Source organism: Patulibacter sp. NPDC049589 (genome assembly GCF_040675535.1).
GTDB lineage: Bacteria > Actinomycetota > Thermoleophilia > Solirubrobacterales > Solirubrobacteraceae > Patulibacter.
Map to the genome: position 1 here is coordinate 12,931 of NZ_JBFAPC010000031.1, position 22,146 is coordinate 35,076.

15 protein-coding genes are annotated in these 22,146 nt (G+C 74.1%); 3 read left to right on the top strand and 12 right to left on the bottom strand.

The annotated features are described in order from the left end of the window. Positions 1 to 14 precede the first annotated feature (14 nt). Positions 15 to 986, top strand: a complete 972-nt coding sequence (locus tag AB0L40_RS08210; protein WP_364351937.1) for an HAD family acid phosphatase — start codon at positions 15 to 17, stop codon at positions 984 to 986. 82 nt (positions 987 to 1,068) lie between these two features. Here the strand turns inward: AB0L40_RS08210 and AB0L40_RS08215 are convergent, their stop codons facing one another. From AB0L40_RS08215 to AB0L40_RS08250, 8 genes are read right to left on the bottom strand one after another with little or no spacing between them, the layout of a single operon-like run. Further along, the gene (locus tag AB0L40_RS08215; protein WP_364351940.1) at positions 1,069 to 2,262 is read right to left on the bottom strand and encodes a glycosyltransferase family 4 protein; all 1,194 of its coding nucleotides are present in this window, start codon (positions 2,260 to 2,262) and stop codon (positions 1,069 to 1,071) included. Further along, on the bottom strand, positions 2,259 to 4,430 hold the full coding sequence (treY, locus tag AB0L40_RS08220) for a malto-oligosyltrehalose synthase (protein WP_364351943.1): 2,172 nt from the start codon (positions 4,428 to 4,430) through the stop codon (positions 2,259 to 2,261). The genes AB0L40_RS08215 and treY overlap by 4 nt, the downstream gene beginning before the upstream one ends. Continuing rightward, a complete protein-coding gene (glgX, locus tag AB0L40_RS08225) occupies positions 4,427 to 6,562 on the bottom strand; it encodes a glycogen debranching protein GlgX (RefSeq protein ID WP_364351946.1) in 2,136 nt (711 codons plus the stop codon). The genes treY and glgX overlap by 4 nt, the downstream gene beginning before the upstream one ends. Further along, positions 6,559 to 8,346, bottom strand: coding sequence for a malto-oligosyltrehalose trehalohydrolase (gene treZ / locus AB0L40_RS08230; protein ID WP_364351949.1), 1,788 nt, complete (start codon positions 8,344 to 8,346; stop codon positions 6,559 to 6,561). The genes glgX and treZ overlap by 4 nt, the downstream gene beginning before the upstream one ends. Beyond that, positions 8,343 to 10,613, bottom strand: coding sequence for a 1,4-alpha-glucan branching protein GlgB (gene glgB, locus AB0L40_RS08235; RefSeq protein WP_364351952.1), 2,271 nt, complete (start codon positions 10,611 to 10,613; stop codon positions 8,343 to 8,345). The genes treZ and glgB overlap by 4 nt, the downstream gene beginning before the upstream one ends. Further along, complete coding sequence (locus AB0L40_RS08240) at positions 10,610 to 12,013, bottom strand: hypothetical protein (RefSeq protein ID WP_364351955.1); 1,404 nt, start codon at positions 12,011 to 12,013, stop codon at positions 10,610 to 10,612. The genes glgB and AB0L40_RS08240 overlap by 4 nt, the downstream gene beginning before the upstream one ends. Next, complete coding sequence (treS, locus tag AB0L40_RS08245; RefSeq protein ID WP_364351958.1) at positions 12,003 to 13,874, bottom strand: maltose alpha-D-glucosyltransferase; 1,872 nt, start codon at positions 13,872 to 13,874, stop codon at positions 12,003 to 12,005. The genes AB0L40_RS08240 and treS overlap by 11 nt, the downstream gene beginning before the upstream one ends. Beyond that, on the bottom strand, positions 13,871 to 15,802 hold the full coding sequence (locus tag AB0L40_RS08250; protein WP_364351961.1) for an alpha-1,4-glucan--maltose-1-phosphate maltosyltransferase: 1,932 nt from the start codon (positions 15,800 to 15,802) through the stop codon (positions 13,871 to 13,873). The genes treS and AB0L40_RS08250 overlap by 4 nt, the downstream gene beginning before the upstream one ends. Positions 15,803 to 15,849: 47 nt before the next feature. Here AB0L40_RS08250 and AB0L40_RS08255 point away from each other — a divergent pair, with 47 nt between their 5' ends. Beyond that, positions 15,850 to 17,148 carry a 4-alpha-glucanotransferase gene (locus AB0L40_RS08255; RefSeq protein ID WP_364351964.1) on the top strand — a complete coding sequence of 433 codons (1,299 nt, stop codon included), beginning with the start codon at positions 15,850 to 15,852 and terminating at the stop codon, positions 17,146 to 17,148. Further along, positions 17,145 to 17,912, top strand: coding sequence for a GDSL-type esterase/lipase family protein (locus AB0L40_RS08260; protein ID WP_364351967.1), 768 nt, complete (start codon positions 17,145 to 17,147; stop codon positions 17,910 to 17,912). Before AB0L40_RS08255 ends, AB0L40_RS08260 begins: the two co-directional genes overlap by 4 nt. A gap of 66 nt (positions 17,913 to 17,978) precedes the next feature. Here the strand turns inward: AB0L40_RS08260 and AB0L40_RS08265 are convergent, their stop codons facing one another. The 4 genes from AB0L40_RS08265 to AB0L40_RS08280 form a co-directional block, all read right to left on the bottom strand. After that, positions 17,979 to 18,374 (bottom strand): VOC family protein, encoded by a 396-nt coding sequence (locus AB0L40_RS08265; RefSeq protein ID WP_364351970.1) that lies wholly within the window; start codon positions 18,372 to 18,374, stop codon positions 17,979 to 17,981. Positions 18,375 to 18,483: 109 nt separating this feature from the next. Further along, positions 18,484 to 19,524: a 3-isopropylmalate dehydrogenase gene (leuB, locus tag AB0L40_RS08270; RefSeq protein WP_364351973.1), complete on the bottom strand. Its 1,041-nt coding sequence runs from the start codon at positions 19,522 to 19,524 to the stop codon at positions 18,484 to 18,486. 173 nt (positions 19,525 to 19,697) lie between these two features. Then, positions 19,698 to 21,002 (bottom strand): NtaA/DmoA family FMN-dependent monooxygenase, encoded by a 1,305-nt coding sequence (locus tag AB0L40_RS08275; protein ID WP_364351976.1) that lies wholly within the window; start codon positions 21,000 to 21,002, stop codon positions 19,698 to 19,700. Then, the gene (locus AB0L40_RS08280) at positions 20,999 to 22,006 is read right to left on the bottom strand and encodes an LLM class flavin-dependent oxidoreductase (protein ID WP_364351979.1); all 1,008 of its coding nucleotides are present in this window, start codon (positions 22,004 to 22,006) and stop codon (positions 20,999 to 21,001) included. The genes AB0L40_RS08275 and AB0L40_RS08280 overlap by 4 nt, the downstream gene beginning before the upstream one ends. Positions 22,007 to 22,146: the final 140 nt, after the last annotated feature.

Sequence of the window (22,146 nt, forward strand, 5' to 3'; positions counted from 1 at the left end):
GGGAGGATGCCCGGATGCACCGCGTGCGATCAGCCGTCGTCGTCGCCCTCTCCGCCTCCGCGCTCCTCGTGCCGCAGGCCGCGAGCGCCGAGACGAAGACCGAGTACCTGCAGAGCGGCCACTACGGCGCGGACGTCGTCGCCGCGGCCGCGCCGGCGAGCCGCTGGATCCAGGAGCGCGGCGACCAGCTCGCCGCCGTCGTCGCGGCCTGCCGCGCCTACGGGCTGCCGGTCGGGTCGGAGGGGACGTCCACGCCCCCGACGATCGTCCCGCCGACGGCCGCCCAGATCGCCCGCGCCGCGAGCACCGCGAAGGCGTCGGCGACCGCCGCCCGCCGGGCCCGGTCGGCGAAGGCCGCCAGCACGCGCCTGGCGCGCAAGCGCGGGGCGACGGCGTCCGCTCGCGCGAAGGCCCGCGCGAAGGCCCGGACGCTGAGCCGGCGCGCCCGCGCCGCCGCCCGGCGCGCCGCCGCGGCGAAGGCCGCGGCCACGCCGTCGCTCGCGTCGCCCGACGCGTCCGACTGCCGCAACGTCATCCGTCCCGCCGTCGTCTTCGACATCGACGAGACGCTGCTGTCGAACTACATCGGCGTGCCCGGATCGGATCCGGAGAGCGGTTCGGTCGGGCAGTTCCCGGGCGCCCTCGGCGGGACCGGGACGCGGATGCCCGGCGTGTCCGACGCCTACGCGCTCGCCAAGCAGCGCGGCATGGCGGTCTTCCTGATCACCGCCCGGCCGTCGCTCGTGCCGGGGCTGCGCGAGACGACGATCCGCAACCTCCAGGCCGCCGGCTACAGCGGCTGGGACGGCCTGTCGCTGAAGGACGATCCGCTCGGCAGCTCCGCCACCTACAAGACGGCCGAGCGGGCGGCGATCGAGGCCCGCGGCTACACGATCGTCGCGAACGTCGGCGACCAGGAGAGCGATCTCTCCGGCGGCTACTCCGAGCGCCGGTTCAAGCTGCCGAACCCGTTCTACACGGGCTGAGCGGCACGGCCGGCGGGTCGGGCGCGACCGCGCCGGCGGCCCAGGCACGGCGGCACCGGCGGCCCGCGACCGGGTCCGCCCGTCAGACCCGGACGCCGAGTCCCGCGTAGACGTCGAGGCAGCGAGCCGCAGCGTCGTCCCAGGAGAAGCGGGCGGCATGGGCCGCGCCCGCGGTGACCAGGCGGCGGCGGAGCGCCGGGTCGTCGAGCAGGCGGCGCAGGGCCGCGGCCAGGGCGCGGACGTCGTCCGGCGGGACGCGGACGCCCGTGCCCTCCGGGACGACCTCGCGCAGGCCGCCCGTGGCCGCGGCGACGACGGCGCAGCCGCCGCGCATGGCCTCGAGCGCGACGAGGCCGAACGGCTCGTAGAGCGACGGGACGAGGCAGACGTCGGCCGCGCGGTACAGCGCCGGCAGCGTCGCGTCGTCGGTCCAGCCGAGGAAGCGGATCCGCTCGCCGAGCCCGATCGCCTCCGCCTGGGCGTGGAGCTCGGCCTCGTGCGGTCCGGAGCCCGCGACGACCAGGCGGGCCGGCGGCGCGGCCGGGGCGGTCGACCGCGCGACCCGGTCGAACGCCTCCAGGGCGACCTGGAAGCCCTTCTCGTAGACGAGGCGGCCGGCGAGCAGGACGAGCGCCTCGCCGCCGGGCGCGAGCGCGGCGCGCAGCGCGGCGACGCGGGCGTCGTCGACCGGGGCGACCGGATCGATGCCGTTGCGGACGACCACGACGTCGTCGGGATCGGTCGCGAAGACGTCGAGCACGTGCCGGCGCATGAACGCCGAGCAGACGAGGACGGCGTCGGCGCGGGCCATCATCGCGGCCTCCACGCCGTGGACGTGCGACTGCGGGTGCTTCTGGACCCAGCCCTGGTGGCGGCCGTGCTCGGTGGCGTGCACGGTCGTGACGTAGGGGACCCCCAGGGCGTCGGCCAGCGCCGCGGCGGGCGCGGCGACGAGCCAGTCGTGGCCGTGCACGACGTCCGGGCGCTGGACCTCGGCGGCGGCCGTGCCCGCGGCGAGCAGGTCGTCCCCGAGCTCATCGACCCAGGCGAGGAACGCGTCCAGGCCGGCGGGCGGGGAGCTGCGCTGCACGCGCTGGACGACGACGCCGTCGTCCTCGGTGTGCGCGGGGACGGCGTCGGCGCCGCGGGTCAGGACCCGCACGTCGGCGCCACGGCGGACCAGCCCGGCGGAGAGCCCGGCGACGTGGCGCGCGAGGCCGCCCTCGACGACGGGCGGGTACTCCCAGGAGAGCGTGAGGACCGAGGGCGCGCTCACCGGCCGTCGGGGTCCCGCTCGAGCAGCGCCAGGCCGGAGCCGTCGACGACGCCGGCCACGTCCGCGTCACCCGCGTCGAGGCGGACGGACCCCGGGCGCAGCACGTGGCGCCAGGTCCCGGCCAGCTCCTCCGGGACGACGAGCGGCGCGTCCGGACCGTCCGTCACCCGGACGACCACGAGGACGTCGGCGCCGCGCGCGAAGGCGCAGACGCCCGGGCCGGTTCGCAGGGGCGCGTAGGCACCGGACCCGAACGCGTCCGGGCGGCGGCCGCGGAGGGCCAGCGCACGGGACACGACCCGGAGCTTCGCCCGGTCGAAGGTCTCCCCCGCGCCGGCGCTCAGCGCGTCGCGGTCGTCGGCGGCGGATCGCTCGACGCTCGGCGGACCGTCCGCGGACGCGACGCCAGGTCGGTCCGGCTCGTCGCCGTCGACCGGGAGCCCGCCGGCGCCCGTCTCCGCCCCGACCTCCGCGAGCAACCGCGAACGGCGCTCCCAGTCGACCGGGCGGCGGTTGTCGGGGTCGACGAGGCTCAGGGTCTCGAGCTCGTCGCCCTGATAGACGTCGGGGACGCCCGGGACCGTGAGCTTCAGCAGCGTCTGGGCCAGCGACGAGCGGCGTCCGGCCGTCGCGACGCGGGCCGCGAGCGGGAGGAAGTCCGCGAGGAACGCCTCGTGCGTCAGCAGCGCCGTGGCGAACCCGATGACGGCGGCCTCGTGCTGCTCGTCCGGCTCCGCCCACGTCGTGTGGACCTTGGCCTCGCGCAGTGCCTTGGTCAGGAAGCCCTCGAGGCGCTCGGGCGTCAGCGGCCAGGCGCCGACGAGCGTCTGGTAGATCGTCAGCTCCTCGGCGCCGTCGGGGGCGCCGGCCGTCCGCAGGTCGGAGGTCAGCGCGTGCCACCGCCGCACGCCGGCGGCCCACTCGTCCGCGATCGACGCGAGCGCGCCGATGCGGGCGCGGACGTCGCCGGAGCGCTTCGTGTCGTGGGTCTGCGTCGACAGCAGGCCGTGCGGGGTCCGCTGCGCGCGGGCGGCGTTGCGGGCGTGGAACGCGTCGACCGACAGGGTGAAGCGGTCGGGCTCGTGGCCGACCTCGTTGAGCGCCAGCAGCCGGACGTAGCGGTAGAAGGCGGTGTCCTCGACGCCCTTGGCCGTGACCGGCGGCGAGGTCTGCTGGAACTTCGTGACGAACGCGTCGTGGCCGGGCTCCTCCAGGCGCAGGACGCGCTGGAGCTCCTCCGGCGCACCCGACGCGGCGATCGCCGCGCGATCGGCGGCGGACACGGACGACGGACCGGCCGCCGGGTCGGCGTAGGTGCGGTAGACCGGCAGGGTCGCCAGCGCGTCGGCGATCCCCGGCAGGTCGTGCAGGGTCTCCAGCCGACGGACCTCGCGGGCGAACGTCGTCGTCGCCTGGACCCTCTGGGTCTCCAGCGCGATCTCGGGGAACGTCCGGGACTCGCCCGTCAGCTCGACGAACAGCGCGGTCAGGACGTCCTCGCCGGCGGGGTCCACGAAGAGCGCGGTCGCGTCGCCGAGGAACTCGTACCCGACGGTCCCCTCGACGGGCCAGTCGGGCAGCTCCTCGACGGGGTGCTGGGCACTCAGGATCTTCTCGACCCAGACGTGGCGCACCCCCGCGTCGGCCAGGCGGCGCAGGTAGCCGGCCGGGTCGGCGAGGCCGTCGGGATGGTCGATCCGCAGGCCGTCGACGACGCCGTCGCGCACGAGCTCCAGGACCTTGTCGTGGGTGAGCGCGAAGACCTCCGGGTCCTCGACGCGGACGCCCGCGAGGTCGTCGATGTCGAAGAACCGGCGGTACCAGCCGTCCTGCGGGTCGTAGTCGAAGACGCGGGCGCGCTCGGTCTCGTCCGACCACCAGCGGTTCTCGTCGCCGACGCCCATGTGGTTGGGGACGACGTCCAGGACGATCCGCAGGCCCTCCGCGGCCAGGGCACGCAGGCCCTCCTCGCCGCCGAGCGCCGCGCTGACCGTCGTCGGGTCGACGACGTCGTAGCCGTGCGTGGATCCGCTGCGCGCCGTCAGGGACGGCGACAGGTACAGGTGCGAGATCCCGAGGTCGCGCAGATACGGGACGAGCGCCCGGACCGCCGCGAAGTCGAGGTCCGGACCGAGCTGCAGCCGGTAGGTGGCGCTCGGGACGCTCACGCGGTGCGCTTGAGGATCGTGATCGACCGGCTGCGGACGACGACCTCGCCACGCGGCTCGTGCGGCGTCTCGCCCGCGGTGGCGGTCGGCTCGAACGTGCAGAGCTCGAGCTCCCAGCCCTCGCCGTAGGCGGCGGACGGCAGCGTGAACGTCGCGTCCTCGTGGTGCGCGTTGATCAGCAGCACGAACGAGTCGTCCTGCAGCGGCTCGCCGCGCAGCGTGCGGTCCGCAATCGCCTCGCCGTTGAGGAAGACGCCGAGCACGTGGAACGACGGGTCGTCCCACTCGCGCTTGGTCATCCGGTGACCGTCGGGGCGGAACCACCAGACGTCGGGCAGGTTGTCGCCCTCGGGGTCGCGGCCGCGGAGGAACTCCTGGCGGCGGAACACCGGGTGGTCCTTGCGCAGCTGGATCAGCCGGCGCGTGAACTCGAGCTGCTCGACCTGCTTGACCTCCGGCGACCACGAGTACCAGGAGATCTCGTTGTCCTGGCACCACGCGTTGTTGCTGCCGTGCTGCGTGCGACCGATCTCGTCGCCGCCGAGCAGCATCGGCGTGCCCTGCGACAGGATCAGCGTCGTCAGCATGTTGCGCTGCTGGCGCCGGCGGAGCTTGTTGATCGCCGGGTCGTCGGACTCGCCCTCGACGCCGCAGTTCCAGGAGCGGTTGTCGTCGGTGCCGTCGCGGTTGCCCTCCTGGTTGGCCTCGTTGTGCTTCTCGTTGTAGGTGACGAGGTCGCGCAGCGTGAAGCCGTCGTGGGCGGTGATGAAGTTGATCGACGCGAACGGATCGCGGCCGTCGTCCTCGTAGAGGTCCGCGGAGCCCGAGAAGCGGTCGGCGAAGTCCGCCGCGCCGGCCTGGCCGCGCCAGAAGTCGCGGATCTGGTCGCGGTAGATGCCGTTCCACTCGCTCCAGAGGACCGGGAAGTTGCCCACCTGGTAGCCGCCGGGGCCGACGTCCCACGGCTCCGCGATGAGCTTGACCTGCGACAGGACCGGGTCCTGGTGGATCGTGTCGAAGAACGCCGAGAGGCGGTCGACGTCGTAGAGCTCGCGCGCCAGGGCCGAGGCGAGGTCGAAGCGGAAGCCGTCGACGTGGCACTCGATGACGAAGTACCGCAGCGAGTCCATGATCATCCGCAGCACGGCGGGCTGGCGGGCGTCGAGCGTGTTGCCCGTGCCCGTGTAGTCCATGTAGTGGTGCAGGTCGTCGGGGACGAGGCGGTAGTACGTCTTGTTGTCGACGCCCTTCATCGAGAGCATCGGCCCGAGGTGGTTGCCCTCGGCGGTGTGGTTGTAGACGACGTCGAGGATCACCTCGATGCCCGCCTTGTGCAGCGCCTTGACCATGCCCTTGAACTCGGCGACCTGCTCGCCCCGGGTGCCGCTGGCCGAGTACCCGGCGTGCGGCGCGAGGTAGCCGATCGACGCGTAGCCCCAGTAGTTGCTGAGGCCCATGTCGTGGAGGAACGACTCGTCCGCGATGTGGTGGACGGGCAGGAGCTCCACGGCCGTGACGCCGAGGTCCTTCAGGTACCCGAGCGCCGCGTCGGACGCCAGCCCGGCGTAGGTGCCGCGCAGGTCCTCGCGGACGTCCGGGTGGGACTTCGTGAAGCCCTTGACGTGCGTCTCGTAGATGACGGTCTCGTTCCACGGCCGCTCGGGCCGCACGTCGCCCTCCCAGTCGAACCACTCGTCGACGACGACGGACTTCGGGATCGCCGGGGCGGAGTCGTCGTCGTCGATCTCGAGGTCGGCGTCGTCGGGCGTGTCCGCGCCGCCGGGGACGTACGGCAGGGTGTTGGCGGCGTCCCAGTCCACGGCGCCCTCGATCGCCTTCGCGTACGGGTCGATCAGGAGCTTCGCCGGGTTGAAGCGGTGGCCGCTCTCCGGGTCGTACGGTCCGAAGACGCGGTAGCCGTAGCGGTCGCCGGGACGCGCGTCCGGGAGGAAGCAGTGCCACTGGTGCGCGGTGCGTTGCTCGACCGGGACGCGCGTCTCCGTGCCCTCGTCGTCGAAGAGGCAGAGCTCCACGCGCTCGGCGTTCATCGAGTAGAGGGAGAAGTTGACCCCGTCGCCGCTCCAGGTGGCTCCGAGCGGGAACGGTCGGCCGGGCCAGACGGTGACGCTCATCCGAGGAGTATCCCGGCGCGGGCGGCGATCAGAACGCCCCCCTCGGCGGGCCGGGCGCCCCCCGGGGTCGCCAGCACGACGTCGACGCCGTCCGCGGCGACCAGCGACGAGGCGTCCCCGAAGTTCGCGACGAGGACGTGCGATCCGCGCTCCACGCGGAGGATCCCGGCCTCCTCGTCGAACTCCACGAGGCCCGCGTCGCCGGTCGGCAGCGTCCGCCGGACCCGCAGCAGGTCGCGATACAGCTGCGCCAGCTCCGGGTCCTCCCGGCGCGTCAGCTTCGAGCGCTCGAAGGTCTCGGGGGCCTGCGGGTCGGGGACCTCCTCGCCGGCGAACGCCGCGAACGCGGCGAACTCCCGGCGGCGGCCTTCACGGGTGGCGACGGCGATCTCCTCGTCGATGTGGTCGGTGAAGAACAGGAACGGGGCGTCCTCGCCGTACTCCTCCCCCTGGAAGAGCATCGGCGTGAACGGCGAGAGCAGGTAGAGGAACGCCGCGAGCGGGCGGACCTCGCGCGGCAGGCGGTCGCCGACGGCGCGGTTGCCGACCTGGTCGTGGTTCATGCAGAAGACGACGAACTGCTCGACGGGCCGGTCGTCGTGGGGCGCACCGAAGCGCCGGCGGCGGGACGTCGAGTACGTGCCGTCGGGCAGAACCGGCCGGCGGAACGCCTTGGCGAGATCGGCGACCGCGCCGAACTCGGCGTAGTAGCCCTCCTTCTCCCCCGTCAGCAGCACGCGGACGGCGTGGTGGAAGTCGTCGGCCCAGACGCCGTCGCAGCCGAGCCCGCCCTCGGAGCGCGGGCGGATCACGCGCGGGTCGTTCAGGCCGCTCTCGGCGACCACCATCACCTCGCGACCCGGCGTGCCCGGGCCAGCGGGCTCCGGGGGCCGGCCGGCGGCGCGGGCGCGGGCGGCGATCTCGCCGACGATCGGCCGGGCCGAGTCGTCCGAGATCGCGTGGATCGCGTCCAGGCGCAGGCCGTCCAGGTGGAAGTCGCGGATCCAGCCCTCGGCGCTCTGCAGCACCCACTCGCGGACGGGGTCGCAGTCCTCGTCGTCGTAGTTGACGGCCTTGCCCCAGAAGGTGTCGTGCTTCTCCGTCAGGTACGGGCCGAACGCCTCGATCGCCTGGACCCCGGACGCGCCCAGGTGGTTGTAGACGACGTCCAGCAGCACGCCGAGGCCGGCGGCGTGCGCGGCGTCGACGAGGCGGGCGAGGCCCTCGGGCCCGCCGTAGCTGGACTGCGCGGCGGAGAGGAAGACGCCGTCGTAGCCCCAGCCACGGGCGCCGGGGAACTCGGCGACCGGCATCAGCTCGATCGCGGTGACGCCGAGCTCCGCCAGGCCGGGGAGATGCTCGATCGCGGCGTCGAACGTCCCCTCGGGCGTGAACGTGCCGACGTGCAGCTCGTAGAGGACCGAGGCGGAGCGGTCGACGCCGCGCCAGTCGTCGTCGGTCCACGTGAACGTGGCCGGGTCGACGACCCGCGAGGGGCCGCGCAGTCCCTCGGGCTGCCAGCGCGACGAGGGATCGGGCAGCGGGTCGCCGTCCAGGACGAAGCGATAGTCCGCGCCGTGAGCGGCCGCGACCGTCGCCTCGTGGACCCCGAAGCCCGCGTCCTGCATCGGGACGACGTCGCCGTCGAGCTCGAGCTCGACGCGCCCCGCCCGTGGCGCCCAGGCGCGGAAGACGGTGCGGCCGTCGCGCTGCGGGGTCGCGCCGTGCGGGCGCTCCCACGGATAGCCGCCGCCGGTGGAGGGGCCCGCCGCGGGCGCGCTCACGAGGCGTCGGCCTCGGGCACGAGCCAGAGCACGCCCAGGGGCGGCAGCGTCAGCTCGACGGAGCACGGCTGCCCGTGCCAGGGGACGTCGTCGGGCCGGACCTGCCCGCCGTTGCCGGTGCCCGACCCGCCGTAGATCGCGGCGTCGGTGTTCAGCGCCTCGCGCCAGCCGCCGCCCCGCGGCAGCCCGACGCGGTAGCCCTCGCGCGGCACCGGCGAGAGGTTCGCGACGCAGACGACGAGGTCGCGGGTCTCGAGCGTCGCCGGGTCGGCGGGGTCGTACGCGGCGCCGCGGGCGAACGCGACGACGTTGTGCTCGGCGTCGTTGGGCTCCAGCCACCAGAAGCCGGAGCCGTCGGTGTCGCGCTCCCACAGCGCCGGGTGCTCGCGCATCACGTGGTTGAGGTCGCGGACGACGGCCTGGACGCCGGAGTGCGTCGGAGCGGTGGCGTGGTCGTGCCGCTCGTCCAGCAGGTGCCAGTCGAGCGAGCGCTCGTGGCTCCACTCCTGCTCCTGCGCGAACTCCTGGCCCATGAAGAGCAGGTTCTTGCCGGGGTGCGCCCACATGTAGCCGTAGAGCGCCCGGAGGTTGGCGAGCTGCTGCCAGCGGTCGCCGGGCATCTTCTGAAGCAGGGAGCCCTTGCCGTGGACGACCTCGTCGTGGCTGAGCGGGAGGATGAAGTTCTCGGAGAACGCATAGTGCAGCGAGAACGTCAGGCCGTGGTGGTGGTAGCGGCGGTGCACGGGGTCCTGCTTGAAGTACTCCAGCGTGTCGTGCATCCAGCCCATGTTCCACTTGAAGCCGAAGCCCAGGCCACCGGCGTACGTCGGCCGCGAGACGCCCGGCCACGAGGTCGACTCCTCGGCCGCGGTGATCGTCCCGGGCTCCCGCGCGTAGACGACCTCGTTCATCTCCTTGAGGAACGCGACGGCCTCGAGGTCCTCGCGGCCCCCGTGCTCGTTGGGCACCCACTGGCCCTCCTCGCGGGAGTAGTCCAGGTAGAGCATCGACGCGACCGCGTCGACGCGCAGGCCGTCGACGTGGAACTCCTCGACCCAGAACTGCGCGGACGCCAGCAGGAAGTTGCGGACCTCGTTGCGGCCGAAGTTGAAGATCAGGGTGCCCCAGTCGGGGTGCGACCCGCGCCGGGGGTCGGCGTGCTCGTAGAGCGCCGTGCCGTCGAACTCGGCCAGCGCCCACGAGTCGCGCGGGAAGTGCGCCGGGACCCAGTCCAGCAGCACGCCGACGCCGCGCCCGTGCAGCAGGTCGACGAACGCGCGGAAGTCGTCCGGCGTGCCGTGCCGCGGCGTCGGGGCGAAGTACGAGGTCACCTGGTACCCCCACGACCCCGGGAACGGGTGGCCCATGACGGGCAGCAGCTCGACGTGCGTGAAGCCCATCTCGACCGCGTAGTCCGCGAGCTCGTCGGCCAGCTCCGCGTAGCTCAGGAGCTCGTCGCCGGCCTTGCGGCGCCAGGACGGCAGGTGGACCTCGTAGACCGACATCGGGCCGGCCAGGTGGTCGGTGCCGTTGCGGCGCTCCACCCAGGCGTCGTCGGTCCACGCGTGACGGGACTCGTGGACGACGGAGTCGGTGGCCGGCGGGACCTGCGTGGCGAACGCGAACGGGTCGGCGTTGAGCTTCAGCGTCCCGTCCTGCGTGCGGATCTCGTACTTGTAGGGCTGGCCGTCGCCGACGCCCGGGACGAAGAGCTCCCAGACGCCGGACGCGCCGAGCGTCCGCATCGGGTGCAGCCGGCCGTCCCAGCCGTCGAACTCGCCGACCACGGAGACCGACCGCGCGTTGGGCGCCCAGACGGCGAACGACGTGCCGCGCTCGCCGTCGAGCTCGCGGACGTGGGCGCCGAGGCGCTCCCAGAGCGCCTCGTGCCGGCCCTCGCCCATCAGGTGCAGGTCGAGGTCGCCGACGGTCGGCGCGTGCCGGTAGGGGTCCTCGATCGGGAACGTCCCGTGCTGGCCGTAGTCGACCTCGAAGCGATAGCGCAGCGGCAGCTCGGCGCCCGGGAGCTCCGCCGCGAAGAGGCCGGCGTCGTGGATCCGCTCCAGGGTCACGGGCTCGCCGCCCTCGGGGTGGACGACGACCTCGTAGGCGTCGGGCCGCCAGGCGCGGACGACGACGCCGCCGGGCGCGGGGTGCGCGCCGAGCAGGCGGTGCGGGTCGGCGAGGTCGCGGGCGATCAGCGCGTCGACGTCGCGGCGGAGCGCCTCGGCGTCGGGGGCCGGCAGGCCATGGTCCTTGCGGCTCATGCGATGGGCTCCTCGAGCAGACGGGCGATGGCGGCGGCCGGGATCGGGACCCAGTCGGGACGGTGGTCGAGCTCGTAGCGCAGCTCGTAGACGGCCTTCTCGAGCTCCAACACCGAGAGCAGCGTGCGCGTCGCCGTCGCCGTGGGCGGCATCAGCGACGGCTCGATCTCGGCGAGGTAGTCGTCGAGGAAGGCGGCGCGGGCGCGCTCCTCCCAGTCCGCGGGCGGCTCGAAGCCGCGCTGCAGACGACAGGCGGAGACCGCGTAGGCGAGCGAGCGCAGCAGCCCGGCGACGTCGCGCAGGGGCGAGCGCTTGCGCCTGCGGTCCAGCAGTGCGCGGGCGGGCTCGCCCTCGAAGTCGAGGATGATCCACGAAGGGCCGGCGTCGCCGTCGGCGACGCGCAGGGTCTGCCCGAGGTGGAAGTCGCCGTGGTGGCGGATCAGCCGTCCGGCGCCGCCGATGCTCGACACGAGGCGCAGCCGGTCGCGGGCCTCCTCGCCGCGGCCCACGATGTCGGCGAGCCGCTCGTCGTCCTCCGGCAGGTCGACGAACAGCCGCTCGATCTGCTCGTCGATCGTGGCGGTCATGATCGCCAGCGCCTCGTCCGTCGGCTCCTCCGGCGCGAACGCCGGGTCGTTGAGGTCCGACGCCAGCACGTTGTGCATCCGGGCGACGACGACGCCGAGCGCCGCGAGCTGCGGCAGCAGGCCGTCGGGGTCCTCGGCGAGCTGGTCCAGGACGAGCTCCCACCCGTCGCGGCCGCCCTCGACGAAGCGCTGGACGACGCCGAACGTCGCCTCCATGACCTCGCCGGAATAGGCGTACCAGCCGCCGAGCTCCGCGATGTGCGGGAAGCTCCGGGCGGAGAGGAAGCGCGTCATCTCGAGCTCGGGGTTCTCCCCCGGCTCCAGGCGGCGGAAGGCCTTCATCACGAGCGCGTCGTCGATCACGACCGACGAGTTGGACTGCTCGGCGCCCATCGCGCGGACGACCGGCTGCTCGGCCGGCGGCAGCACCGCGTCGACCCAGTGGAACTCGATGCGCGGGTCCTCGCCGGCGACGACGCGGTCGCGCAGCATCCCGGCGATCAGGGCCGCGGCCTCGGGGTCCGAGAGCGCATCGTAGACGGTCCCGCCGTCGAGCTCCTCGAGCACCGCGACGGACCACCGCTCCGACGAGGGCCGGACGGCCAGCGGCAGCTGGTAGAGCTCGTGCGTGCCGCCCGGGAAGCGCGCCTCGACGACCGCGACGGCGAGGCCGAGCGCGGGGTCGTCGCGCAGGACGACGACGTCGAGGACGTGGACCTGGGCCAACTCGCGCGACTTCGCGCCGAACCAGCGCTGGCCGGTGAGCCACTCGGCGAGAGTGGCCTCGTCGAGGCCCGACAGATCAAGCGACATCCGGGACCTCCTGGTCGGCGCCGGCCTCGAGCGGTTCGAGCAGCGGGCCCGCGTCGGTGTCCCGGAGCAGGAACCAGAAGAAGCCGCGCGGCGCGAGCGTCAGCAGGTACGGCAGCTCGCCGATCCGCGGGAACAGCGTCCGACCGAACATCTCCTCCGGACAGCGGCCCTCGAACGCCGAGAGGTCGAGCTCGACCGCCTGGGCGCTGCGGGCCATGTTGTGGACGCAGAGGACGACGTCGTCCTCGTAGCGGCGGACGTGCGCGAAGACCTTCGAGTTCGACGGCGACAGCGGCTCGTAGGTGCCGACGCCGAAGACCGGGTGCTCCTTGCGCAGCTGGATGAAGCGCTTCATCCAGCGCAGCAGCGACGTCGGGGTCCGCAGCTGGGCCTCGACGTTGACCGCCTGGTAGCTGTAGACCGGGTCCATCAGCGGCGGCGCGTAGAGCTGCGCGAAGTCGGCCTTCGAGAAGCCGCCGTTGCGGTCGCCGGTCCACTGCATCGGCGTGCGGACGCCGTCGCGGTCGCCGAGGTAGACGTTGTCGCCCATCCCGATCTCGTCGCCGTAGTAGAGGACCGGCGAGCCCGGGAGCGAGAACATGATCGCGTTCATCAGCTCGATCTCGTCGCGGCCGTTGTCGAGCAGCGGGGCGAGGCGCCGGCGGATGCCGACGTTGAGCTTCATCCGCGGGTCCTTCGCGTACTCCCCGTACATGTAGTCCCGCTCCTCGTCCGTGACCATCTCGAGCGTCAGCTCGTCGTGGTTGCGGAGGAAGATGCCCCACTGGCAGTTCTCGGGGATGTCGGGCGTCTGCTCGAGGATCTCGTACATCGGCGTCGCGTCCTCGCGGCGCAGCGACATGAACATGCGCGGCATCACGGGGAAGTGGAACGCCATGTGGCACTCGTCGCCGTCGCCGAAGTACTCGACGACGTCGGCCGGCCACTGGTTGGCCTCGGCCAGCAGCACGCGGTCCTGGTAGCCCTCGTCGACCTCGCGGCGGACGCGCTTGAGGAACTCGTGGGTCTCGGGCAGGTTCTCGCCGTTGGTGCCGGGGCGCTCGAAGAGGTACGGCACGGCGTCGAGGCGGAAGCCGTCGAGCCCGAGGTCGAGCCAGAAGCGCAGCGCCTGCAGCATCGCCTCCTGGACGGCCGGGTTGTCGTAGTTGAGGTCCGGCTGGTGGGCGAAGAAGCGGTGCCAGTAGTACTGCCCGGCGACGGGGTCCCACGTCCAGTTCGACGGCTCGGTGTCGATGAAGATGATCCGGGCCTCGTGGTAGAGCTGGTCGTCGTCGTTCCAGACGTACCAGTCGCGCTCCGGGGAGCCCTTCGGGGCCTTGCGCGCCCGCTGGAACCACTCGTGGTCGGACGAGGTGTGGTTCATCACCAGGTCCGCGATGATCCGGATGCCGCGCTCGTGGGCGGCGTCGATCAGCGCCCGGATGTCGTCGATCGTGCCGTAGTCCTCGTGGACCGCGTAGAAGTCGGCGATGTCGTAGCCGCCGTCCTTCAGCGGCGAGGCGTACATCGGCAGCAGCCAGATGCAGTCGACGCCGAGCCACTGCAGGTAGTCGAGCTTCTCGGTCAGCCCGCGGATGTCGCCGGAGCCGTCGTTGTTGCCGTCGAAGAAGCCGCGCAGGTGGATCTCGTAGAAGACGGCGGTCTTGAACCACAGCGGGTCGCTCTCGAACCACGAGTTCGGGTGGTTCGGCGCGGCGACCTCGCGGCCGCCGCCGGACGGGTCGGCGGATCCGGGGGTCGGCAGCGTCGTCGTGTCGCCGCCGGTGGTCGCGTCGCCGTCGCGGGGCTCGGGCAGGCTCGTGGCGTCCGGGCCGCCGGGGGTCGGGAGGTCGCCGCTCATCGGGTGTCCACCCGCAGCACGTGGGCGGCGCGCTCGCCGGGCACCAGTCGCACGTAGTTGCCGCCCTGGTGCCAGTCGAAGCGCTCGACGCTCAGGAGGTCGGTGACGGTGTAGGACCCGGGCAGGCCGAGGTCGTGCGGGATCTCCACGAGGCCCTCCTGGGCGTTGTGCGGGTCGACGTTGACGACGGTGATGACGACGTTGTCCTCTCGGCGCTTGACGTAGGCGACGAGCGCCTCGTTGCGGGTGTCCAGGAACCGCAGGTCCCCGAGGTGCTGCAGCGCGGGGTTGTCGCGGCGCGCGCGGTTCAGCGTCCCGATCAGCGGGAGCAGCGGGCCGTCGAGCGCGCGGTCGTGGGCCTCGTACTTCTCGGAGTCGAGGTACTCCTCGCTGCGCGGCTTCACCGGCGTGTGCTCGAAGTTCTCGAAGCCCGAGTAGACGCCCCAGCTGGGCGACAGCGTGGCGGCGAGCACCGCGCGCGGCGCGAAGGCGTTCGGCCCGCCGTGCTGCAGATACTCGCTGAGGATGTCCGGCGTGTTGACGAACGCGTTGGGACGGAAGTACTCCTCCTCGCCTGAGTGCGCGAGCTCGGTGAAGTACTCGCGCAGCTCCCAGGACGCGTTCTTCCACGTGAAGTACGTGTAGGACTGCTGGTAGCCCGACTGCGCGAGCGCCTGCATGACGCGGCGGCGCGTGAAGGCCTCGGCGAGGAAGACGACATCCGGGTCCGTCCGGCGGACCTCGTCCAGCAGCCAGGTCCAGAACGGGATCGGCTTCGTGTGCGGGTTGTCGACGCGGAAGACCTTGACGCCGTGGCCGATCCAGAAGCGGACGACGTCCAGCAGCGCCTGCCAGAGGCCCTGCCAGTCGTCGCAGGCGAAGTCGACGTTGTAGATGTCCTGGTACTTCTTCGGCGGGTTCTCCGCGTACTTCAGGGTGCCGTCGGGCCGGCGGTTGAACCACTCGGGGTGCTCGGTCAGCCACGGGTGGTCGGCGGAGCACTGGATCGCGAAGTCCAGCGCCAGCTCCATCCCGTGCTCGTGCAGCACCGAGACGAGGTGGTCGACGTCGTCGATGGTGCCGAGCTCGGGGTGCACGGCCGTGTGGCCGCCGGAGGCGTCGCCGATCGCGTACGGGCTGCCGGGGTCGTCGGGGCCGGCGACGAGCGTGTTGTTGCGGCCCTTGCGGTTCTTCAGGCCGATCGGGTGGATCGGCGGGAGGTAGAGCACGTCGAAGCCGAGCTCCGCGAGCCGCGGGACCTGCTCGGCGGTGCCCCGCAGGCCGCCCCACGACCGCGGGAAGAGCTCGTACCAGGAGCCGAAGCGGGCGAGGACCGGGTCGACCTGGATGCGGCGGGTGGGACCCGTGGCCTGCTCGGCGCGGTCGGGGTGCGCGGCGAGGATCGCGGCGAGGTCGGGGTCCAGCGCGACCTCCGCCCGGGCGCCGGGGCGGCCGAGCGCGGCGACGGTCTCCTCGATCCGGCGGCGGGCGCCGCTCTCGGCCAGTGCGGCGGCGTCCTGCAGGATCAGGACGCCCTCGGAGAGCTCGCCGGACAGGTCGTCCTGCCCGGCGGCGTGCTTGCGCTCGATCTCGTGGCGCCACGTCGCGAAGCGGTCGACCCAGGCCAGGACGTGCCACTCCCAGATCCCCAGGGTGTCGTCGAGCGCGAGCTCGCCCTCCCAGCGGACGCCCTGCTCGTGGGCGTCGACGGCGCGCAGCGGCGACTCGCGCCACGGGCCTTCGCCCTCGGGGCGATAGCGCGCCACGGCGCGCAGGGCGTCGTGGCCGTCGCGGAAGACGTCCGCGAAGACGTCGACCGTGTCACCGGCCGTCCGCTTGACGGGATACGCACCCGCATCGACGGCCGGACCCGGACGTTCGATGCGAATGCGGGGTGGCGGGGATTGCGAGGATGTGGCACCGGGCACGTGTTCGGACCACTATCCAGCAGCAGCCGACAGGAAACGTTAAACGGATGGCCATACCGCGATCGAGCGGCATCCAGCTGCACCTCACCTCTCTCCCGGGCGGCCGTCTGGGCTCGGAGGCCCACGCGTTCGTGGACTGGTTGCAGGCCGCCGGGCAGTCGTGGTGGCAGACGCTGCCGCTCGGCCCGCCCGACGAGTACCGCTCGCCGTACAAGTCGGCGTCGGCGTTCGCGGCGTGGAGCGGGTTCCTCGCGGAGCCCGACGCGCCGGTGAGCGCCGACGAGGAAGCCGGGTTCCGCGCCCGCCACGGGTTCTGGGTCACCGACTGGGAGGCGTTCGCCGGCGACGGCGCGGTCGCCGACCAGGTCCGGTTCGAGCGCGAGTGGTCCGCCCTGCGCGCCTACGCGGCGGAGCGCGGCGTGCGGATGATCGGCGACGTGCCGATCTACGTCGCGCCCGACGGCGCCGACCACCGGGCGCACCCGGAGCTCTTCCGCGAGGGCGTCGTGTCCGGCGCCCCGCCGGACGCGTACTCCGACAAGGGCCAGTTCTGGGCCAACCCGGTCTACGACTGGCCGGCGCTGCAGCGCCGCGGCTACCGCTGGTGGACCGAGCGCTTCCGCCGGACGTTCGACCTCTTCGACCTCGCGCGGATCGACCACTTCCGCGGCTTCGTGTCCTACTGGGCAGTGCCCGAGGACGCGCCCGACGCGTCGTACGGCCGCTGGGCGCGCGGGCCGGGCCGCGCGGTCTTCGACGCCGCGGCGAAGGAGCTGCGGCCGGACGCGGAGGCCGCCCCGGGTGACGCCGGCCCAGCCGCGACCAGCGGCGACCGCGCCGCCGGCGGGCGCCCGTCCCCCCTCCCCCTGATCGCCGAGGACCTCGGTGTCATCACCCCCGCGGTCGAGCGCCTGCGCGACGGCCTGGGTCTGCCCGGGATGGTCGTCCTGCAGTTCGCGTTCGACCCGGACGACCCGCACGGCCCCCACCGCCCCGAGAACCACCGCGAGGACCAGGTGCTCTACACCGGCACGCACGACAACGACACGCTGCGCGGCTGGTGGGAGTCGATCCCCGACGCCCGCCGCGCCGAGACCGAGGCCGCGATCGACGCCGCCGGGGTCCGCGAGGACGAGCCGTGGTGGTCGCTGATCGCCCTGGCACAGTCGTCGAGGGCGTCGCTCTGCATGCTCCAGGTCCAGGACCTCCTGGGCCTGGACGGCGCGTTCCGGATGAACGTCCCGGGCGAGCAGGGCGGGTCCTGGGGCTACGCGCTGGAGCCCGGGCAGCTGACGGCCGAGCACGCCGCGCGGCTGAAGGCCCTGACGGTCGGGGCCGGACGATGAGCCCGTTCTCGCAGGTGCCGGGCGAGGCCCCGGACGTCGTCCCGCCGGAGGGCGCCGCGATCCGCCGTGGGGTCGTCGCGCTGGGCGACTCGATCACCGTCGGCGCCGGCGAGCCGCTGATGGGCGTCGCGATGCAGTCGTGGGCGTCCTGGGTCGCCGAGGCGTTCGACGTCCCGGTCCACAAGCTCGCCCGCGACGGCGCGCTGGCGGGCGAGATCCTCCGCGACCTCGCCCCGCGGATGCGCGGCCGCTACGACGTGGCGCTCGTCTACGCCGGCGTCAACGACGTCCGCGGCGACCCGTGGGACGCCGACGACTACCGCCTGACGATGGACGCCCTGGTCGGCGCCGCGACGACGCACGCCGACCGCGTGGTCGTCGCCACCCTGCCGGACGACCTCGGGCGCCCGTCGTGCGCCCCGAAGCCGTCCCGCGCGTCGGCGGTCGTCCGCGAGGTCGCGGCCGTCCACGGCGCGCTGGTGCTGAACCTCGAGGACCTGGGCGGCCGCCGCCTGGTCCTCCCCGACGTCGTTCACCCGACCGCGCCGGGCCAGGTCGAGATGGCCGCGCGCGCCGTCGAGCTGCTGGAGGCCGACGGCCTGCTCGGGCCGGACGGCGCGGCCCCGGCGAACCCGTGGCTGCTCGCCGACCCGTACCTGTCGATCCGTGCCCGCCTGGCCGCCGAGCGCCGCTGGGCGCGCGGGTTCGGGCGCGACGTGCGGCGGCGGGCCGTCGAGGCGGCGGCGCGGCGGGTGGGCCGCTGACCGCGGCGCAGACCGGACCCACCGCACCTCGGGTCGTCGCGACGCCGACGACCGGTGGACCGCGGCTCAGCCGCGCGTCGGCGTGTGCCGGTGGTGGAGCATCAGGTCGTTGCCGTCGGGGTCGGTGAAGAGCGCCATGTGGCAGACGCCGGTGTCGAAGACGTCGCCGTGGAACGTCACACCACGGGCCTCCAGGGCCGCCTTCGCCGCCGGCACGTCGTCGACGTGGAGCGCGAGGTGCGCGTTCTTCTGGGGGGCGAACGGCCGGCCCTGCCGCTCGGGCTCCCAGATCCCGACGCACGTGCCCCCGATCCAGAACTCGAACTCGGCGTGGTCGTCGGGCCGGAGGCCGAGCGTCTCGCCGTAGAAGCGGCGGGCGCGCTCGGCGTCCTGCGTCGGGATGCCGACGAAGTCCAGGCCGGTGATGGCCGGCGGGGTGGGTGTTGCGGGGGACGAGCTCATGGAGCGATCCTCCCCCGCATCGCGGACAGCGCGGGTCCGCATTCGCGGGCGGCCCGCGGCCGCGCCGTCATCCGGCCGGCGGGACGCCCCGCCGCCTCGGGCCGGGGCGCTACTGCAGGCGGCTGCGGACCGCGGCCAGCGCCTCGGCGGTCGTCGCCTTGCCGCCCAGGTCGCCGGTGCGCAGGCCGTCGCCCAGGGCGCCGTCGACGGCGGACTCCAGGGCGGTGGCCTCGGCCTCGAGGCCGAAGTCGTACCGGAGCATCATCGCGGCGGAGAGGAACATCGCCAGCGGGTTGGCGATCCCCTTCCCGGCGATGTCGGGGGCGGAGCCGTGGACGGGCTCGAACATGCCGGGCTGCGACGGGTCGCCGATCGAGGCGGACGGCAGCATGCCGAGCGAGCCGGAGAGCATCGCGGCGGCGTCGGAGAGGATGTCGCCGAAGAGGTTCTCGGTGACGATCACGTCGAACTGCGTCGGGCGGGCGATGAGCTCCATCGCGCAGGAGTCGACGAGCTGGTCGCGCAGCTCGACGTCCGCGTACTCCTCGGCGTGGATGCGGTGGACGACCTCGCGCCACTGGCGGGACGTCTCCATGACGTTGGCCTTGTCGACCGAGTGCACGAGGTTGCGGCGCTTGCGGGCCGTCTCGAACGCGGAGCGGGCGATGCGCTCGACCTCGAGGACGGTGTAGTGGCAGAGGTCCGACGCGTCGGTCGCGGTGCGGGTCTTCTCGCCGAAGTAGATGCCGCCGGTCAGCTCGCGGACGACCAGCAGGTCGGTGCCGTCCAGCACCTCGCGCTTGAGCGCCGAGGCGTCGTACAGCGCCGGGACCGGGCGGACCGGGCGCAGGTTGGAGAACAGGCCCAGCTCCTTGCGCAGGCCGAGCAGGCCCTGCTCCGGGCGCGGCGCGTTCGGGTCGGTCGTGTCCCACTTCGGGCCGCCGACCGCGGCGAGCAGCACGGACTCCGACGCCTTGCAGGCCGCCGTCGTCTCGTCGGTCAGCGCCGTGCCGTGCGCGTCGATCGAGGCGCCGCCGAACGGGTGCTCGGTGAACGTGAAGTCCCCGAGCTCGTTCAGGATCTCGAGGGTCGGCGCGGTGATCTCCGGGCCGATCCCGTCACCGGGCAGGACTGCGATCGCGTGCGACATGGCCTCCGAGGATATTCGGCGACCCTCCTCCCCCGCCGTGCGCCCCGCGGAAGCACGTACGGACGTCCGGAATCCGGGACGCCGCGAGCGCCCGCGTGCGCGGCGCGGCGCGGATGGATCGGGCCGCCGCGGGAGCGCCGGCGAGACCCACCGCGTCGCGCGTCCGGGCGCCGTCAGGCCGGCGGTGCGCCGGGCGCCAACAGGCCCAGCCGTGAGCGCAGCGTGCCGCCGTACGCCGGCTTCCCGTCCCCCGGGACCGGCGCCAGCAGCCCGCGCCGCCGCAGCTCCGGCAGCAGCAGCCCCGCGGTCGCGTCCAGGGCCTCGGGGAGCACCGGGAAGACGACGTTGAAGCCGTCGGCGGCGCCTCCGCGGAACCAGGTCTCGACGTGGTCGGCCACCGTCGCGACGTCGCCGACGATCGACCGGTGGTCGTCGCCGATCCGGCGGGCCAGCTGCCGAATCGTCAGGCCGTCGCGGCGGGCCGCGTCGTAGATCTGGCGGTGGTGGGTCAGCGAGCCGCTGCCGGCGGGGAGGTCGGGCAGGGGACCGTCCAGCGGGTGGGCGGTCAGGTCGTGGCCGCCGAGCCGGTAGGCGAGGTCCGCGAGCGCGACCTGCGGCGGCATCAGCGCGGTCAGCCGCTCGTGGCGGCCGCGCGCCTCCTCCGCCGTGGCCGCGACGACGGCCGACAGGGCGGGCAGGACGATCAGCCCGTCCGGGTCGCGGCCGTGCGCGGCCGCGCGGCCCTTGAGATCGGCGTAGAGCTCCTGCGCGGCGCCGAGCTCGGTCTCCCCCGCGAAGACGACGTCGGCGGTCCGGGCGGCCAGATCGCGACCGGCGTCGGAGGACCCGGCCTGCACGAGCACCGGGCGGCCCTGTGGCGGTCGGGGTACCTCCGGCACGGTGTCGACGCGGAGGTGCTCGCCGTGGTGGCGGACGCGCCCCGCCGGCCGGTCCGCCGTCGCCCCCGCGTCCCACAGCGCGCGGACGACGTCGACCGCCTCCTCGGCGCGGGCGTAGCGGCCGGCGTGGTCCGGGTGCGCGTCGAGGCCGTGGTTGAGCGCCTCGGCGTCGCTCAGCGACGTCACGACGTTCCACCCCGCGCGGCCGTGGGAGAGGTGGTCGAGCGTCGCGAACCAGCGGGCCAGGTCGACCGGGTCGTGGTAGGTCGTCGACGCGGTGGCGATCAGGCCGATCCGCTCGGTCCGGGCGGCCAGGGCGCTCAGGAGCGCGAGGGGCTCGAGCGCATCGTTGACGACGGAGACCCGGGAGAGCACGTCGGGACTCTCGAGCGGGACGGCGACGAGGTCCGCGAGGAAGATCGCGTCGAAGCCGGCGCGCTCCGCCCTCCGTGCGAGGTCGGTGAAGGCGCCGAGGGAGACGCCGGCGTCGGGCCGGGCGCCAGGGTGCCGCCAGGCGGCGAGGTACTCGCCGGGCGGCTTGAGGAACGCGTTGAGCACCAGCCGGCGCGGGGCGCTCATCGCGCGTCCTCGGCGGTCGTCGACGGCGCCGGGCGTCGCGGGACGACGGGGCGCTCGACGTCGGGGGCGGGGCGCCGGGCCCGGGCGGGCGGCCGCGGCAGCCCGAGCCGTTGCCGGAGGGTCGTCGCCCGGGACTCCGCGGCGCCGGGCCACGAGGCCGCCGCGACGACTGCGGCGTCCAGGCCCTCGGGATCGCGGACCAGGAGCAGCACGCCGTCCGCGCCCGCCTCGGCGAGCGCTCGCCGGAACGCTGCCGGCGACGGCGGCGGAGATCCGGCCCCGACGGCGACGGGCACCCACCGCCGGGGCAGGCGCGGGGTCGGTGACGGCGCCGCCCCACGACGCCCTGCTGCATCGGCCCCGTCCCCGGCCGACCGATCCCCCGGGAGCTCGCGGCCCACGACGACGTCGACGCCGGCAAGGTCCTCAGGGACGGAGCCGTCCACGACCAGCGGCGGATGCCCCTGCGGCGGGCGGGAGACGTTCAGCGGCCCGCGCACCGTGAAGTCCGGCCCGCGGTGGTGCGGGGTCCGCAGTCCCTCCGGGCGGTAGTACCGGGCGGTCTCGCGGTCGCGCACCATCGCCCCGTCGTCGAAGCTGTCCCACAGCGCCGTCACGACGTCCACGAGCTCGCGGCGTCGGCCCGCGGTGCCCCCGCGGAGCCGCCAGGCGGCCCGGCCGCCGGAGAGGTGGTCGAGCGCCGCCAGGCGGCGGGCGACGGTGAACGGCGCGTCGCGGCCGGCGTCCACGGGGACGACGAGGCCGATCCGGGCGGTCGCCGCGGCCACGGTGGCCGACAGGAGTGCGGGGTCCAGCGCCGGGGTGGTGTCGTCCTCGCCGGGGGCCGCCCACAGAAGCGCGTCGACGCCGGCCGCGTCGAGCCGGGCCGCCGCCTCGAGCAGCCGGTCGGCGCCGCGGCTGGCGTCGACCGCGCGTCCTCCCAGCCGCACGGCCAGTGCCGGCGGATGCGCGTCGGCGCCGACCTGGGGCCGCTCAGCGTCCATGGTGGCCTCCGGCCCCGCGCCTGCGGCCCGACCACGTGCTCGAGCCCGGGCGGCCGACGGCCCCTGCCCTGCCGCGCGACGACGGGCACGTCGGAGGGCGGACGGGACCGTGGGCGTGGGTGGAGGGATCGAGGCGGAGC